The organism is Mangrovimonas futianensis, from assembly GCF_021245805.1.
Classification (GTDB): Bacteria; Bacteroidota; Bacteroidia; order Flavobacteriales; family Flavobacteriaceae; genus Mangrovimonas; species Mangrovimonas futianensis.
The window spans coordinates 239,549-255,085 of record NZ_JAJJNF010000001.1 but is presented as its reverse complement, the minus strand read 5'-3'; the positions used below and the strand labels follow the sequence as shown (position 1 = coordinate 255,085).

Here is a 15,537-nt window from a genome sequence, read left to right as displayed (position 1 = left end):
TAAAGAATGAGTGAAGCTAATAACAACTCATTGTGGCAATTAGCGCTCCAAAAATTCAAACAGAATTTTTGGGGCGTTTTTAGTTTTGTTTTTATTGTTTTGGTGGGATTGGTTGCTATTTTCGCTTATCCATTGGCACCTGATAATTCCCAAAATGCCAATCAGATGCATTTGGCAATCCATTCTAAAAAACCAGGATTTAAGGTTCAAATGATTTCCATTCCTTCTGAGTTGAATTCGAATCAAGGTTTTTTTAGTAAACTTTTTTTTGGTGATAGAAATACGGGAACCGAAGTTCCAATTTCCAGTTTTACAGTTAAAAAGGATACTCTTTTTTATACAGAGTATGCTGCAGATGGGCTTGAAGGGCAGGAGAAATACTTGGCTCTTAATGGTATTTCAGAAAAGGAATTATTGGAAGAAAAGACTTTCTATTTTGGAACGGATAAATACGGTCGCGATTTGTTGAGCCGAGTGTTGGTGGGAGCTAGAATTTCATTTTTTATAGGTTTTGTGGCTGTTTTTATTTCCTTAATTATTGGGATTTTCATGGGGAGTTTAGCCGGTTATTTTGGAGGGAAAATAGATGCTGTTATCATGTGGGTCATCAATGTGACTTGGTCTATCCCTACATTACTTCTTGTAATTGCCATAACATTGGCATTGGGCAAAGGGTTTTGGCAAGTTTTTATTGCTGTTGGTTTGACTATGTGGGTGGAAGTGGCTAGAGTGGTAAGAGGTCAAATTATGAGTGTGAAGGAAATGCAGTATGTAACGGCAGCTCGGGCTTTGGGTTACAATGATTTTAGGATTATTGCAAAACATATCCTACCTAATATTATGGCTCCGGTTATTGTTATTTCGGCAGCTAATTTTGCATCAGCTATTTTGATAGAGAGTGGTTTGAGTTTCCTAGGAATTGGAGCCCAACCACCCATGGCTAGTTGGGGCGCCATGATTAAGGATCACTATAACTACATCATTTTAGGAAAACCCTATTTAGCCATTATTCCAGGATTGTGCATTATGAGTTTGGTAATGGCCTTTATGCTCATGGGGAATGCATTGAGAGACGCTTTGGATGTTAAGGGTTAATGTTCTCTAAGGATTTAGCTTTCCTTTTTTAATCATGAAAAAATTGACTCCAATTGACAGGGAGAAGATGATCGGCCATTTGGTCGGCCCGATATTCGCCATTTCTTATTAAGGTTTCCCCTTTGGGGTTTATGGCAATAAAGGTTCCGCAAAGTGTAGGAGTTAATTGTAGTTTGTTCTTAAAGAAATTGTCCGGGTCATTAAAAAAGTATTCTGATTTAAATGATTTTCTATTTTTTAATTTGATTCCCTCTTCAAACAAGACGATAAAATAAATTTCATTTTCGTTTAGTAATTTCTGGATGTCATTTAGAAACATTTTTCGGTCAGTTATTTCTATGTTATCCCAAATGTTATCTCTGTTATTTGTACAAAGGTCATCTTTGTATCTGTATTCTATGACTATTGACCAGTTGTGGGGGATTTTATATGGTGTAATAACTTCTAATTGATTCCGTATTTGGCTGTAATCAAACAAACCTTTCAAATATAAATTTTTGGAAAGTTGAAAGTACTGGGTGTCATTTTTAAAATAGCTCCATGTTGAATTAAGGGAATCCGCTCCCCATTTAGCTCTGAATTTTTTCCAGCTAATTTCGTTCCCATTTGTATCAAGGTAAATTTTATCTTGAGAAAATGTGGGAAAACTTAATATCGAAATGATTATAACGACTAGGATTTGTTTCATTTAAACAAATTCTGATTAAGATCTTGAATATAATTCAAGAGCTCATCCTTACCTACGTTTTTGGATGAGGAGGTTATAAAATAATTGGGCATATCCTCCCAAAATTGAAGCATATCACTTTTATAGTCTTCAATATGCTTGTTAATAGCACCCGGTTTTAGTTTGTCGGCTTTGGTGAAAATGATGGAAAAAGGGATCATGTTCTCGCCTAACCACTGCATGAATTCTAAATCTATAGGTTGGGGTTTGTGTCTAATATCGACAAGAACAAAGGCGCACACCAGTTGTTTTCTTTTGCTGAAATATTCAGTAATAAATTTCTGAAATGTTTTTTTGGCACTTTTAGAAACTCTCGCGTAACCATACCCAGGAAGATCCACCAAATACCAATTGCCATTTATTATAAAATGGTTGATTAACTGTGTTTTGCCCGGTCTTCCAGAGGTTTTTGCTAAACTCTTTCTATTGGTCAGCATGTTAATTAAAGAAGATTTACCAACATTGCTTCGTCCTATAAATGCGTATTCTGGCAAATTGTTTTTAGGACATTTTGCAACGTCAGAATTGCTCATCACAAATTCCGCTGACTTTATTTCCATGTTATCTTATTTGTAGCCTTTTTTGGTAAGCCAATTATCCAATATCTCATTGAATTCATCAGGATGTTCCATCATAGCCGCATGACCACATTTATCAATCCAGAAGAGGTCAGAATCGGGTAGAAGTTCGTGAAATTCTTCAGCAACTTCAGGTGGTGTTACCGTGTCATTTTTTCCCCAAATAATACAAATTGGGATGTCCATATTGGGGAGGTCTTTTGCCATATTATGTCTAATGGCGCTTTTAGCAATTGCAAGTGTTTTTATTAGTTTATTTCGGTCATTGACTGTTGCAAAAACCTCGTCAACAATTTCTTTAGTAGCTACTTTAGGGTCATAAAAAACTTCTTCAGCCTTTTTCTTGATCACCTCATAGTCGCTTCTTTTTGTATATCCACTTCCCATTGCACTTTCATAAAGACCAGAGCTGCCTGTTATGATTAAAGCCTTAACCTTGTCAGGATAAAGTTTAGTGTGATAAAGTCCGATATGTCCTCCTAACGAATTTCCAAGCAGGATTACTTCTTTAAAGCCTTTATATTCAATGAAATCGTAAAGGTATTTAGCAAAACTTTTTACGTTCGTTTTTAAAAGGGACATGGTGTAAATGGGGAGTTCCGGAATTACAATCTTAAAACCTTTTTTACTGAAATAATCAGTAACGGAATCAAAGTTACTCAACCCACCCATCAAACCGTGTAAAACAATGATTGGGGTTCCTTCTCCTACTTCAATATAGCTGTAACTCTTCTCTTTTTTAAGTCTATGAGCCATTAATAATTTGGTCTATTCATCAAAAACAAATATAGGTAAATCATAATTAATATGTTCTAAATCTTTAACCTGAATTTAAATGTGAGCTGACAGATATTAACAATTTAGGGCGTGTAGTTCTCCCACTTTTTTCCAAACTATGAACCTCTTTGAATTAGGGCATTGGCAAGTGTTCATGTCGAATTAAAGATTTGTTTGGTCGAAAAATTATCAACAAAGTGGGAGATTGTGGTAAAAAGTGGTATATTTTTCAATATATTTGGTTTTTATAGATCTATACGGCTTTTGAACTCATTAATAGGAACATACGAATGCAAAGTTGACTCGAAAGGGAGGCTGATGTTGCCTGCTCCGCTTAAAAAGCAGCTAATGCCTGTTTTGGAGAAGGGGTTTGTTTTAAAGAGAGCTGTTTTTCAACCTTGCCTTGAATTATATCCTATGGATGAATGGGAGGCCTTGATGCAAAAGGTGAATAAGCTTAATAGATTCAAGAAAAAGAATAACGATTTTATCAGGAGGTTTACAGCGGGAGTGAAAATTATTGAAGTGGATAATTCAGGTAGGTTGTTAATTCCTAAGGATTTGGTGGTTTTTGCAGATATCTCGAAAGAGATTGTGTTGTCATCGGCAATCAATATTGTTGAGGTGTGGGATAAAGATCGCTATGAAAAGGCGATTGATGATGCTGCCCTTGATTTTGCAGATTTGGCTGAAGAGGTAATGGGACAAGATGATGAAGATGGAATATCATAATCCAGTTTTGCTAAAAGAGACCGTTGATGGTCTAAACATTAAAGAGAATGGTGTTTATGTAGATGTCACTTTTGGAGGTGGCGGACATAGCAGGGAAATTCTAAATAGACTTGGAGAGAATGGCAGATTGTATGCCTTTGACCAGGATCCAGATGCTCTTAAAAATACAATTGACGATCCGAGATTTCAACTTATCCATGAGAATTTCAGATATCTGAAAAGATTTTTACGGTTTCATGGTGTGAAGGAGGTGGATGGTGTGCTAGGTGATTTTGGAGTGTCTTCACATCAATTTGATGTCGCTGAAAGAGGATTTTCTACTCGCTTTGACGCCGATTTGGATATGAGGATGAATCAACAAAGTAGATTGTCTGCTTATCATGTGGTGAATGAATATGATGAGAGTGACCTAAGAAGGGTACTTAAAGATTATGGCGAGTTGCGACAAGCTCCTGTTATGGCGAGAGAAATAGTTCATCAAAGAAATCAAAAAGAAATTAAGACTTCTAGTGATTTAAAAGACGTGCTGAAACGTTTTTTGAATCATAAGAAGGAGAATAAGGTTTTGGCTCAGATTTATCAAGCCATACGTATAGAAGTAAATCAGGAAATAGAAGTGCTGAAAGAGTTTTTGGAGCAGGTTCCTGAAGTTTTAAAAAAAGGAGGTCGGCTGAGCGTCATATCGTATCACTCGTTGGAGGATAGATTAGTAAAACGCTTTATAAGGAACGGTATGTTTGAAGGAGAGCCTGAGAGGGATATGTTTGGGAATTTTGAGGTGCCGATGAAAAAAATAGGAGGGTTGATCGTGCCTTCTCGAGTAGAGATAGAAATGAACAGTAGGGCTAGGAGTGCAAAATTGAGAATAGCTGAAAAATTATAAAGTAGTGAGCGGTAAAATTTCAGGCATATTAAAAGGAACGTTTTTGGTCAGTGATGATTCGTTTAAGAATTGGAGAATGATCCTGTTCTTGTCTGTTTTGGCCATGGTTATGATTGCTAGTTCTCATAGTGCAGATGCTAAAGTCCATGAAATAGCTCGTTTGAGTAATGAGGTGAAAGAACTTCATTCGGCTTTTGTAGAGGGGAGGAGTAAATTGATGAGGTTGAAAAATGAGACTACTGTGGAAGTCTTGATGAAAGAGAAGGGTATCATGATTTCAGAAATACCGCCGACAAAAATAAAAGTAAATTCTAAAAATTAGGTTCAACTTGGCAATAAGCGAGAAGAACATATTAAACCGATTGTATTTTTTAGCAGGATGTATGTTCATCTTCGCTCTTCTAGTTGTGTTTAAACTTTTCAGTATACAATTTATCAATGGTGAAAAGTATCGAGCGTTAGCTGAGAGTCGATTGGTGAAACAAGTTGTTATTCCGGCAAATCGCGGAAATGTTTATTCTGTAGGGGGGAATTTGTTAGCAACGAGTATTCCAAAATATGATATTCGGATCGACGCTGTAACCCCTTCTGCCAAAACCTTTGAAAAATACTTGAAGCCATTATGTGATTCCCTTTCAAAATATTCAGGGAAGCCATCTTCATACTATCAGAAAAACATTAGAAATGCTAGGGCTAATAAAAACCGCTATTATCTATTAGCTAGAAATATTGGCTATTCGGATTATTTGCGTTTAAGAAATTTTCCCATGCTGAATCTTGGAGCATACAAAGGAGGATTGATTGTTGAGCAAACCACTAAAAGGGAATATCCCATGGGAGGAATTGCTCATAGATCAATTGGGTATGAGCGTTTTGATGAAAAAGGTAATGTTACAAGAGCTGGAATAGATGGGGCTTTTGGGGCTAAATATTTAAGAGGCACAGACGGTAAGCGGCTAAAGCAGAAAATAGGAAAAGGAGAATGGAAGCCAATGACTGACTATAATCAAGTGGAACCTAAAGATGGATATGATATTTATACCACAATAAGTACCAATATTCAGGATATCGCACATCATTCCTTATTGCAGCAGTTGGAGTATTATGAAGCAGATCACGGATGTGTGATTGTCATGGAAGTAAAAACTGGTGAGATAAGAGCTATTTCCAATTTAGCAAAAACAAGTGAGGGGACTTACTATGAAAAACGCAATTATGCTGTTTGGGAGGCATTGGAGCCTGGGTCTACGTTTAAGACTATAGCTTTAATGGCTGCTTTGGAAGATAAGTTGGTCGATACATCAACCGTTGTGGATACTAAAAACGGTAAGAAGTACTTCTATGGTCGTACAATTAATGATTCCCATCGTGGTGGTTTTGGTGAAATTTCAGCTGCTAGAGCTTTAGAGGTGTCCTCAAATATAGGTTTGGCAACTATTCTAGATGAGGGTTATAAAGACAATCCGGAAAAATTTATTAACCGATTGAAAGATTGGAAGCTCAATGAGCCATTAGGATTGCCAATAAGCGGTGAGGGAACACCAGATATTCCTGGCCCTGGTCACGAAAAGTGGAGTAGAAACGCGTTGCCTTCTATGGCTTATGGTTACAATTTGGAATTAACACCACTTCACACGCTAACTTTCTATAATGCCATAGCTAATGATGGGGTTATGGTGAAGCCTAGATTTATTAGAGAGGTAAAGGAATTGAATAAATCCTTGGAGTCCTTTGAAGGAGAAATAATGAACGATAAGATTTGTTCGGATAAGACATTAAAGGAGGTTCAAGATATATTGAAGCATGTTGTGGAAAGAGGTACGGGGAGCTCATTGTATTCACCATATTTCTCCATGGCGGGAAAAACAGGAACGGCAAGATCTGAATATTGGATGGATGGTTGGAAAGAGAATAGACGATATGTGTCTTCTTTTGCGGGATATTTTCCGGCTGAAAATCCTAAGTACTCTTGTATAGTAGTAATTCATAAACCAAGTACTAAAAAGGGATTTTATGGAGCGGATGTTTCCGGTCCTGTGTTTAAAAGAATTGCCCAAAAAATATTTACCGATACACCTATTATTGATCAAGTTGAGTCTCTTGAAGTCAATGACCTTAAAGTAGGGAGTGAATATGAGTCCTTTTTCAAATTGGCTCAAAACCATAAAACAATTATGCCAGATGTGACTGGACTACCTCTTATGGATGCCATTTCCTTGTTGGAAAATATGGATATCGGAGTTAAGGTTCAAGTTGAAGGAAATGGAGTAGTAAAATCCCAGTCCATAGGTAAGGGTGAAAAGTTAAAACAAAATCAAACAATAATTATAAAAGCATCTTGAAGCAATTAAAGGACATAATATATAAAGTTTCTCTCAATTCTGTTGTGGGCAATACTTCTTTGTCTGTAAACAAAATTGAGTTTGATTCAAGGGCTATTTCTGAGAACGACATATTTGTAGCAATTCGAGGTACTGTTACAGACGGCCATGATTACATTAATAAGGCTATTGGTCAAGGCGCTTCAGCTATTATTTGTGAAAAATTACCTATTGAGTTAGTCAATGGTGTGGTTTACGTAGTAGTTGAAAATGCATCAAGCGCCTTGGCTATCATGGCATCTAATTATTATTCCATGCCATCCGAAAATTTGAAATTAGTAGGAGTGACAGGTACGAATGGTAAAACTACCATAGCTTCTTTACTGTATCAGTTGTTTAAGAACGCAGGCTATAAAGTTGGTTTGCTTTCTACAGTGAAAGTTATGGTCGATTCAAAGGAGTATAAAGCAACTCACACAACACCAGATTCCTTGACGATTAATAAATATCTCAAGATGATGAATGATGAAGGGGTGGAGTATTGCTTTATGGAAGTGAGCTCCCATGGTATTCATCAGAATAGAACTTTGGGTCTTCATTTTGCAGGAGGAATTTTTACAAATTTGACTCACGACCATTTAGATTACCATAAAACCTTTGCCGAATACAGAGATGTCAAAAAGCGCTTTTTTGATGAACTGCCTGAATCTGCTTTTGCTTTGGTTAATGTAGATGATAAAAATGGGTCATTTATGTTGCAAAATACGAAGGCAAAAAAATACACCTATGCCTTAAAAAGTTATGCCGATTATAAAGCGCTGATTCTAGAAAATCAATTTAGTGGCTTGTTGCTCAAGATAGATGACAATGAAGTATGGACAAAATTGATTGGCAATTTCAATGCATATAACATCTTAGCTATTTATGCAGTTGCAGATTTGCTGGGACTTGAGAAGGTTGAAATCCTAAGATTGATAAGTGATTTGGAAAGTGTTTCAGGTAGGTTTCAGTATCTCATGTCTTCAAGTAAGATTACTGCTATTGTTGACTATGCCCACACGCCAGATGCTTTAAAAAATGTGTTGGAAACTATAAATAGTATACGCACCAAAAATGAAGAGTTGATTACGGTTGTTGGATGTGGTGGCGATAGAGATAAAACCAAGAGACCAAAAATGGGACATATTGCTTCTCAGTTAAGCACCAAAGTCATTTTTACAAGTGATAATCCCAGAAGTGAAAATCCTGAGACCATTATTTCTGAGGTTGAAGCTGGAGTAGAACCTCAAAATTTCAAAAAAACCATGTCCATAACTGATAGGAAACAAGCCATTAAAACGGCTTGTCAACTGGCTAATGACAGGGACATCATTCTAATCGCTGGTAAAGGGCATGAAACCTATCAAGAAATCAAAGGAGAACGATTTGATTTTGATGATTTTAAAATAGTAAAGGAATTTTTAAAGCAATTACAAAAATAGATGTTGTACTACTTATTTGACTATTTAGAAAAGCATTATCAACTACCTGGGGCTGCCTTGTTTGGTTACATCACTTTTAGGGCGGCGGTTGCGATGATTTTGTCTTTGCTTATTTCCATGATTTTTGGAAAGCGAATCATCAATTTCCTTCAAAAAAAGCAAGTCGGGGAAACCATACGTGATTTAGGTTTGGAAGGGCAGGTTGAGAAAGCAGGAACGCCTACCATGGGTGGTATCATCATCATAATGGCTACCGTGATTCCTGTTCTTTTAATATCCAAATTGGAGAACATCTACATCATTTTATTACTGGTTACCACCTTATGGATGGGAACTATTGGGTTTATTGATGATTATATCAAAAAGTTTAAAAATGATAAAGAAGGTCTTAAAGGTAAGTTTAAGGTCTTGGGGCAAGTTGGTTTGGGGATTATTGTGGGAACCACTTTATACTTCAATGATTATGTAACCATCAAAGAAAAGTTGCCAGTTGAGCAACAAAAAGAGATTTTGGCCGAAAATCCTAATGCAGAACCTTCCAAATTGTTTAAAGCTGAAGAAAAATCGACCAAAACAACCATTCCTTTTGTTAAGAAAAACGAATTTGATTATGCAAGCTTGATTACTTGGATAAGTCCTCAGTTTAAGAAGTATGCTTGGGTGATCTTTATTTTGGTGTCTATTTTTATTATCACGGCAGTATCAAACGGTGCTAATCTTACTGATGGTATTGACGGTCTGGCGGCAGGTTCTTCTGCCATCATAGCTCTGACCTTGGGAATTTTTGCTTGGGTGTCTGGTAATATCATTTTTTCAGAATACTTAAATATCATGTACATACCTCGAGTTGAGGAAATCACCATTTACATAACGGCCTTTGTAGGAGCATTAATTGGTTTCCTATGGTACAATACTTATCCAGCTCAGGTGTTCATGGGTGATACGGGTAGTTTGACTATTGGTGGAATTATTGCAGTTATTGCTATTGCTGTTAGAAAAGAATGGCTAATACCTGTTTTGTGTGGCATCTTCTTGGCTGAAAATTTATCTGTGGTCATGCAGGTGAGCTATTTCAAATACACCAAGAAAAAATATGGAGAAGGAAGACGAATTTTTAAAATGTCGCCCTTGCATCACCATTATCAAAAATCGGGTTACCACGAAAGCAAGATAGTGACTCGGTTTTGGATCATCGGAATCATGCTCGCCATTGTATCCATTGTGACCTTGAAAATTAGATAGAGAAGAATGACTCAAAGACTAGTGATACTAGGTGGAGGTGAAAGTGGTGTGGGAACAGCACTTTTGGGAAAACAAAAGGGATTTGAAGTTTTTGTTTCCGATAAGGGGAGCATAAAAGATAAGTATAAAGAAGTTCTTATAAATAATGAGATTGAATGGGAGGATGAAAAACATACTGAGTCGGAGATTTTCAATGCTGATTTGGTAATGAAGAGTCCTGGTATTCCAGAAAAAGCACCTTTGGTGAAATTGATAAGGGAGAAGGGAATCCAAATTGTTTCAGAGATTGAGTTTGCATCTCGGTATACCTCGGCAACGATTGTAGGTATTACTGGTAGTAATGGTAAAACAACTACTGCAAGCTTGACACATCATATTTTGAAACAAGAACGGCAAGTAGGTTTGGCAGGGAATATTGGAGACAGTTTTGCTAAGCAAATATTGGAGCATGATTATGAAAATTATGTCCTTGAAATAAGCAGTTTTCAATTGGATGATATTTTGGACTTCAAGCCTCATATCGCTGTTTTGACCAATATTACTCCAGATCATTTGGATCGATATAATTATCAATTTGAAAATTATATCGCTTCAAAGTTTAGGATAATTATGAATCAGACTCCAGAAGATTATTTCATTTATGATGCCGATGATGAGGTAATTCAGGAATGGTTGGAAAACAACCCAGTTCAATCAAGATTATTGCCGTTTTCACTGAAGAAAACTTTTGAGAATGGTGCATTTATAGAAAACGAAAACATAAAAGTAATTATAGATAACAACCAGTTTATTATGCCAACAAAAGATTTAGCATTAGAAGGAAAACACAATATTAAAAATGCCATGGCTGCTTCAACCGTAGCGCATTTATTGAAAATTAGAAAGCAGACCATAAGAGAAAGTCTTGAAAATTTTCATGGTGTAGAACACCGATTGGAGCAAGTTTTAAAAATTAATAAAGTAAACTACATCAATGATTCCAAGGCAACGAATGTTAATGCAACTTATTATGCATTAGAAAGCATGGATGCCCCTACAGTGTGGATTGTTGGGGGTGAAGATAAAGGGAATAATTATCAAGAGCTTTTTCCTTTTGTAAATGAAAAGGTAAAGGCGGTTATCTGTTTGGGAATAGATAATGAAAAGTTGATTGAGAATTTTGCTCCAATGGTAGACGTTATTGTAGAGACTCAATTTATGAGTGAGGCCGTAAAGATAGCTTACAAGATTGCTGAACCTGGTGACAATGTTTTATTGTCTCCAGCTTGTGCCAGCTTTGACTTGTTTCAAAATTATGAGGATAGAGGACGTCAATTTAAAGAGGCGGTAAGGAATTTATAAAAGATAGAATGAAGAGTTTATTAAAGAATCTAAAAGGAGATAGGTTGATTTGGTCCATTGCGGCCTTATTGGCTATATTTTCATTTTTGCCCGTTTATAGCGCTGCAAGTAATTTGGCTTATGTGAGTGGCAATGGAAATACTTTTGGGTTTTTTATAAAGCATTTGGTACATCTTTTTTTAGGGTTCTCTATCATGTATGGGATTCATAAAATTCCGTATCGTTATTTTCGAGGTTTGTCAATGGTTATGTTGCCTGTTGTTGTTGTATTGTTGGTTGTTACTATGCTTCAAGGGACTACTATTGATGGAGCCAATGCGAGCAGATGGATACAAATCCCTATTGTAAACATGTCTTTTCAAACCTCGACTCTAGCCATGGTGGTACTCATGGTTTATGTGGCTAGATACATGTCAAAAATTAACGATAAAAAAATAACATTTAAGGAGTCAATTTTACCACTTTGGATGCCTGTTTTCTTAATACTTATTTTAATTTTGCCGGCCAACTTTTCTACGGCGGCTATCATGTTTGTGATGGTTATGATGTTGGTGTTCTTAGGTGGTTATCCTATTAAGTATTTAGCAGTGATTATTGGAGCTGGAATACTGTCCTTGACCATGTTTATATTGGTTGCCAAGGCATTTCCAGATGCAATGCCAAATAGGGTAGATACATGGATGAGCAGAATAGAGAGTTTTGCAAATGAGGAGGTGACCGAAGAGGATTATCAAATTGAAAAGGCAAAAATAGCTATCGCATCTGGAGGGATTAGAGGTGTTGGGCCAGGTAAAAGTTTACAGAAGAATTTTCTGCCACAATCTTCTTCAGATTTCATCTATGCTATTATTGTGGAAGAATATGGGTTGATAGGGGGGCTTGTTTTGATGGTATCTTATTTGTGGCTATTGTTTAGGATCGTGATTGTGGCACAAAAGTCTGAAACCATCTTTGGGAAATTATTGGTGTTAGGAGTTGGTTTGCCTATAGTGTTTCAAGCCTTGATTAATATGGCTGTAGCGGTACAGTTGTTCCCGGTAACGGGTCAAACATTGCCCTTGATAAGTAGTGGTGGAACCTCTATTTGGATGACATGTTTATCTGTAGGGATTATACTGAGTGTCAGTGTAAAAAGAGAAGAAATAAAAGAACAAGAAAATGCTGAGGAGAATCCTTTGGAGATTCTTTCAGAAACGATATAAATGAGCGCAATTAAAGTCATATTATCTGGTGGAGGAACGGGAGGTCATATCTATCCGGCCATTGCCATTGCCAATGAAATAAAATTGAGGTATCCAGATGCTCAAATTTTGTTTGTTGGTGCCAAGGATAAAATGGAGATGGATAAAGTGCCTCAAGCTGGTTATGACATCAAAGGATTGTGGATTTCAGGAATTCAGAGAGAATTGACTTTGAAAAATCTAAGCTTCCCATTTAAGCTAGTAAGCAGTTTATTGAAGGCAAGGAAAATTGTGAATCAATTCAAGCCGGATATTGCCATTGGTACAGGTGGATTTGCTAGTGGGCCCTTGTTGCAAATGGCAGTTTCTAAAGGGATTCCGAGTCTTATCCAAGAACAGAATTCATTTCCTGGAATTACGAATAAGTTATTAGGCAAAAAGGCGGATAAAATATGTGTGGCTTATGATGGATTGGAACGTTTCTTTCCGGCTAAAAAAATGGTTAAAACAGGAAACCCCGTAAGGCAGGATTTATTGAAAATTGACAATAAGAAAGAGGCTGCAGATGAGCTATTTTCTCTTAAGCCAGATAAGAAAACATTACTGGTTTTAGGAGGGAGTTTGGGAGCTAGACGAATCAATCAACTTATTGAAAAGGAATTGGATTTTTTACAAATCCATAACATACAAATCATTTGGCAATGTGGAAAATTATACTACGAAAAGTATAAAATTTATAACCATACCAAGGATGTGCAAGTTCATGCATTTATCAACGACATGGCTATGGCATATGCTGCCGCAGATATTATTATTTCAAGAGCTGGAGCAAGCTCGGTGTCAGAATTATGTATTGTGGGAAAGCCGGTCATTTTCATTCCTTCTCCCAATGTGGCTGAGGACCATCAGACCAAAAATGCAATGGCTGTTGTGAATAGGCAGGCTGCTCTTTTAATTAAAGAGGAAGATTTGGATGTGGATTTTGAAAATAAATTCTCCCAACTGATGGCTTCGCCTGAAAAGCAGGAGGAGTTGGGTAAGAATATTAAGGGTCTGGCATTAGTAAATGCTACCAAGGATATAGTAAATGAAGTAGAAAAATTACTTAAAAACTAAATTGGATTTAAAAAACATACATAGCGTTTATTTCATCGGAATAGGAGGTATTGGTATGAGTGCATTAGCTAGGTACTTTCATGCCAAAGGACTAACTGTTGGAGGTTATGACAAAACCCGAACCACATTGACTGATGAGTTAATAAACCTAGGTATGGATATTCATTTTGCTGATGATATAAGTTTGGTGAATCCTGTTTTTCTCAAAAGTAAACAGGTGCTTGTAATTTATACGCCCGCTATTCCTTCTGATCATAAGGAATTAAATTATTTCAAAACAGAGGGGTTTTGGGTGATGAAGCGATCTCAAGTTTTGGGACTTATCACTGAAAACACTTTTTGTTTAGCGGTTGCAGGAACACATGGAAAAACAACAACGACCAGCATTTTGGGGCACTTGTTGAATGTTTGTGATGTCCCTGTGACAGCATTTTTAGGAGGAATAAGCGAAAATTATCAATCCAACTTGATACTAAACGGTACTGAGGTATCTGTTGTGGAGGCCGATGAGTTTGATAGATCCTTTTTAACGCTTTCCCCAGATTTGGCCTGTATAACCTCTATGGATGCGGACCATTTGGATATTTATGGAGATAAATTTGAATTGATAAAATCTTTTGAGGCCTTTGCCAAAAAAGTAAAAGATACAGGGAAGTTATTTGTTAAAAATGGCTTACCTCTTAAAGGGATAACATATGGGATAGAAGATGATTCAGACTATGCCATTATCCATTTAAGAATAGAAAATGGGAGTTATTTGTTTGATGTGCGAACGCCAAATGGAATAATAAACGATTTTAAATTTAACCTACCCGGTAGACATAATTTGTCGAATGCATTAATTGCCTTGGCGATGGCTGTGGAATTTGGTTGCCCTCACCAACAGCTCGCTAAGGCTTTAATTTCCTATCAAGGTGTGAAAAGAAGATTTTCTTATCACATTAAAACAGAAGAGCTTGTTTATATTGATGATTATGCCCACCATCCCGAGGAAATTAAGGCGGTGTATCAAGCGGTGAGTGAAATGTATCCGGATAAAAAAGTATTGGTTGTGTTTCAACCGCATTTGTTTAGTCGTACCAAAGATTTTGCTGAAGAGTTTGCATCCAGTTTAGGACTGTTTGATGAAGTGCGATTGCTGGACATATATCCTGCTAGGGAGCTACCCGTGGCCGGTGTGACATCTGAATGGCTTTTGTCAAAAATTCAGAATTCTAATAAGAGGCTCATCCAAAAGCATGAGATAATATCTGAAATTAAAAAGAGTGATGCTCCCATAGTTTTAACCTTGGGAGCAGGAGATATTGGAGAGGAAGTTCAACGTATTAAAGAAAGCTTGAGTGTTGCGAGTTGATTGGAACATAGTAAAATTGGTGGTTTTAGGTTGCCTGGTGGTTTTTTTGTTCGCTTTTTCAGCAGATAGACAAATGAATCGGGAAATTTCTCGTGTGGATATAAGTTTCATAGGCGATAACAACATGTATATCACACAGGAAACTGTTAGTAAATTGTTAATACAAAATCCGCAAAGGTCTCAAAAGGAGTTTAAAGAAATTATAGATTTGAATGAATTGGAACATGCCCTGAATTCCAATCCGATGATTAAAACTGCAGATGTCTATGTGACTGTAGATGGCGTGTTAAAGGCAGATGTAGTCCAAAAGAAACCTATAGCAAGAGTGCGTACAAATGCATCGTATTACATCGATGATCAGGGTAGTTATATGCCTTTGTCGTCCAATTATTCTGCCAGAGTACCACTTGTAACCGGAAGTATCGACAAAAATAATTTGTCAAATGTATTTGAAGTTGCCAGAAAAATTCAAAATGATGAGTTTTTAAAAAAACACGTATTTGAAATAAGGCAAGACAAAAAGAATCATATATATCTCAGGTTGAGACAATATGATTTTATAGTAGAAATAGGAAAACCAACTAGCTTAGATAAAAAAATAAACAATCTCAAGGCATTTTATAAAAAGGCTTATAAAGAAAATAGGCTAAACAGTTACAGCAATATAAATCTGAGATTTGAAAGTCAAGTAGTCTGTACAAAAGTGTAA

General features: G+C 36.6%; 15 protein-coding genes. 12 read left to right on the top strand and 3 right to left on the bottom strand.

Going from position 1 to position 15,537, the window contains the following annotated elements; genetic code table 11:
- The first annotated feature begins 6 nt into the window (after positions 1 to 6).
- Complete coding sequence (locus LOK78_RS01215; protein WP_232633221.1) at positions 7 to 1,095, top strand: ABC transporter permease; 1,089 nt, start codon at positions 7 to 9, stop codon at positions 1,093 to 1,095.
- 28 nt (positions 1,096 to 1,123) lie between these two features.
- Here LOK78_RS01215 and LOK78_RS01210 read toward each other — a convergent pair whose 3' ends face one another.
- From LOK78_RS01210 to LOK78_RS01200, 3 genes are read right to left on the bottom strand one after another with little or no spacing between them, the layout of a single operon-like run.
- Positions 1,124 to 1,783 (bottom strand): hypothetical protein, encoded by a 660-nt coding sequence (locus tag LOK78_RS01210; RefSeq protein ID WP_232633220.1) that lies wholly within the window; start codon positions 1,781 to 1,783, stop codon positions 1,124 to 1,126.
- Positions 1,780 to 2,382, bottom strand: a complete 603-nt coding sequence (yihA, locus tag LOK78_RS01205) for a ribosome biogenesis GTP-binding protein YihA/YsxC (RefSeq protein ID WP_232633219.1) — start codon at positions 2,380 to 2,382, stop codon at positions 1,780 to 1,782. Before yihA ends, LOK78_RS01210 begins: the two co-directional genes overlap by 4 nt.
- Positions 2,383 to 2,388: 6 nt before the next feature.
- Positions 2,389 to 3,156, bottom strand: a complete 768-nt coding sequence (locus LOK78_RS01200) for an alpha/beta fold hydrolase (RefSeq protein WP_232633218.1) — start codon at positions 3,154 to 3,156, stop codon at positions 2,389 to 2,391.
- Positions 3,157 to 3,441: 285 nt separating this feature from the next.
- On the opposite strand from LOK78_RS01200, the gene mraZ reads away from it, so the two are divergent.
- The 11 genes from mraZ (at position 3,442) to LOK78_RS01145 (ending at position 15,537) form a co-directional block, all read left to right on the top strand.
- Positions 3,442 to 3,909: a division/cell wall cluster transcriptional repressor MraZ gene (gene mraZ, locus LOK78_RS01195; RefSeq protein ID WP_166957642.1), complete on the top strand. Its 468-nt coding sequence runs from the start codon at positions 3,442 to 3,444 to the stop codon at positions 3,907 to 3,909.
- Complete coding sequence (rsmH, locus tag LOK78_RS01190) at positions 3,896 to 4,792, top strand: 16S rRNA (cytosine(1402)-N(4))-methyltransferase RsmH (RefSeq protein WP_232633217.1); 897 nt, start codon at positions 3,896 to 3,898, stop codon at positions 4,790 to 4,792. Before mraZ ends, rsmH begins: the two co-directional genes overlap by 14 nt.
- Positions 4,793 to 4,796: 4 nt before the next feature.
- Entirely contained in the window at positions 4,797 to 5,114 is a 318-nt protein-coding gene (locus LOK78_RS01185; RefSeq protein WP_232633216.1) for an FtsL-like putative cell division protein, read from the top strand.
- A gap of 61 nt (positions 5,115 to 5,175) precedes the next feature.
- Positions 5,176 to 7,134: a PASTA domain-containing penicillin-binding protein gene (locus LOK78_RS01180; RefSeq protein WP_232633504.1), complete on the top strand. Its 1,959-nt coding sequence runs from the start codon at positions 5,176 to 5,178 to the stop codon at positions 7,132 to 7,134.
- On the top strand, positions 7,131 to 8,594 hold the full coding sequence (locus tag LOK78_RS01175; RefSeq protein WP_232633215.1) for a UDP-N-acetylmuramoyl-L-alanyl-D-glutamate--2,6-diaminopimelate ligase: 1,464 nt from the start codon (positions 7,131 to 7,133) through the stop codon (positions 8,592 to 8,594). Before LOK78_RS01180 ends, LOK78_RS01175 begins: the two co-directional genes overlap by 4 nt.
- Complete coding sequence (gene mraY / locus LOK78_RS01170; protein WP_166957636.1) at positions 8,595 to 9,836, top strand: phospho-N-acetylmuramoyl-pentapeptide-transferase; 1,242 nt, start codon at positions 8,595 to 8,597, stop codon at positions 9,834 to 9,836. It begins immediately after the preceding gene.
- Positions 9,837 to 9,842: 6 nt separating this feature from the next.
- Positions 9,843 to 11,177, top strand: a complete 1,335-nt coding sequence (murD, locus tag LOK78_RS01165; protein ID WP_232633214.1) for a UDP-N-acetylmuramoyl-L-alanine--D-glutamate ligase — start codon at positions 9,843 to 9,845, stop codon at positions 11,175 to 11,177.
- An 8-nt stretch (positions 11,178 to 11,185) separates the two neighbouring features.
- The gene (locus tag LOK78_RS01160; protein ID WP_232394008.1) at positions 11,186 to 12,379 is read left to right on the top strand and encodes an FtsW/RodA/SpoVE family cell cycle protein; all 1,194 of its coding nucleotides are present in this window, start codon (positions 11,186 to 11,188) and stop codon (positions 12,377 to 12,379) included.
- Positions 12,380 to 13,474, top strand: coding sequence for an undecaprenyldiphospho-muramoylpentapeptide beta-N-acetylglucosaminyltransferase (gene murG, locus LOK78_RS01155; RefSeq protein WP_232633213.1), 1,095 nt, complete (start codon positions 12,380 to 12,382; stop codon positions 13,472 to 13,474).
- A 1-nt stretch (position 13,475) separates the two neighbouring features.
- Positions 13,476 to 14,828, top strand: coding sequence for a UDP-N-acetylmuramate--L-alanine ligase (gene murC, locus LOK78_RS01150; protein WP_232633212.1), 1,353 nt, complete (start codon positions 13,476 to 13,478; stop codon positions 14,826 to 14,828).
- 73 nt (positions 14,829 to 14,901) lie between these two features.
- A complete protein-coding gene (locus LOK78_RS01145; RefSeq protein ID WP_232633211.1) occupies positions 14,902 to 15,537 on the top strand; it encodes a cell division protein FtsQ/DivIB in 636 nt (211 codons plus the stop codon).

Bases quoted from the DNA above. Each gene is read 5' to 3' on its own strand.
- murG (WP_232633213.1), top strand. From the start codon at position 12,380: ATGAGCGCAATTAAAGTCATATTATCTGGTGGAGGAACGGGAGGTCAT.
- LOK78_RS01215 (WP_232633221.1), top strand. From the start codon at position 7: ATGAGTGAAGCTAATAACAACTCATTGTGGCAATTAGCGCTCCAAAAA.
- LOK78_RS01145 (WP_232633211.1), top strand. From the start codon at position 14,902: ATGAATCGGGAAATTTCTCGTGTGGATATAAGTTTCATAGGCGATAAC.
- LOK78_RS01160 (WP_232394008.1), top strand. From the start codon at position 11,186: ATGAAGAGTTTATTAAAGAATCTAAAAGGAGATAGGTTGATTTGGTCC.
- LOK78_RS01210 (WP_232633220.1), bottom strand. From the start codon at position 1,783: ATGAAACAAATCCTAGTCGTTATAATCATTTCGATATTAAGTTTTCCC.
- LOK78_RS01200 (WP_232633218.1), bottom strand. From the start codon at position 3,156: ATGGCTCATAGACTTAAAAAAGAGAAGAGTTACAGCTATATTGAAGTA.
- murD (WP_232633214.1), top strand. From the start codon at position 9,843: ATGACTCAAAGACTAGTGATACTAGGTGGAGGTGAAAGTGGTGTGGGA.
- yihA (WP_232633219.1), bottom strand. From the start codon at position 2,382: ATGGAAATAAAGTCAGCGGAATTTGTGATGAGCAATTCTGACGTTGCA.
- LOK78_RS01180 (WP_232633504.1), top strand. From the start codon at position 5,176: ATGTTCATCTTCGCTCTTCTAGTTGTGTTTAAACTTTTCAGTATACAA.
- mraY (WP_166957636.1), top strand. From the start codon at position 8,595: ATGTTGTACTACTTATTTGACTATTTAGAAAAGCATTATCAACTACCT.
- rsmH (WP_232633217.1), top strand. From the start codon at position 3,896: ATGGAATATCATAATCCAGTTTTGCTAAAAGAGACCGTTGATGGTCTA.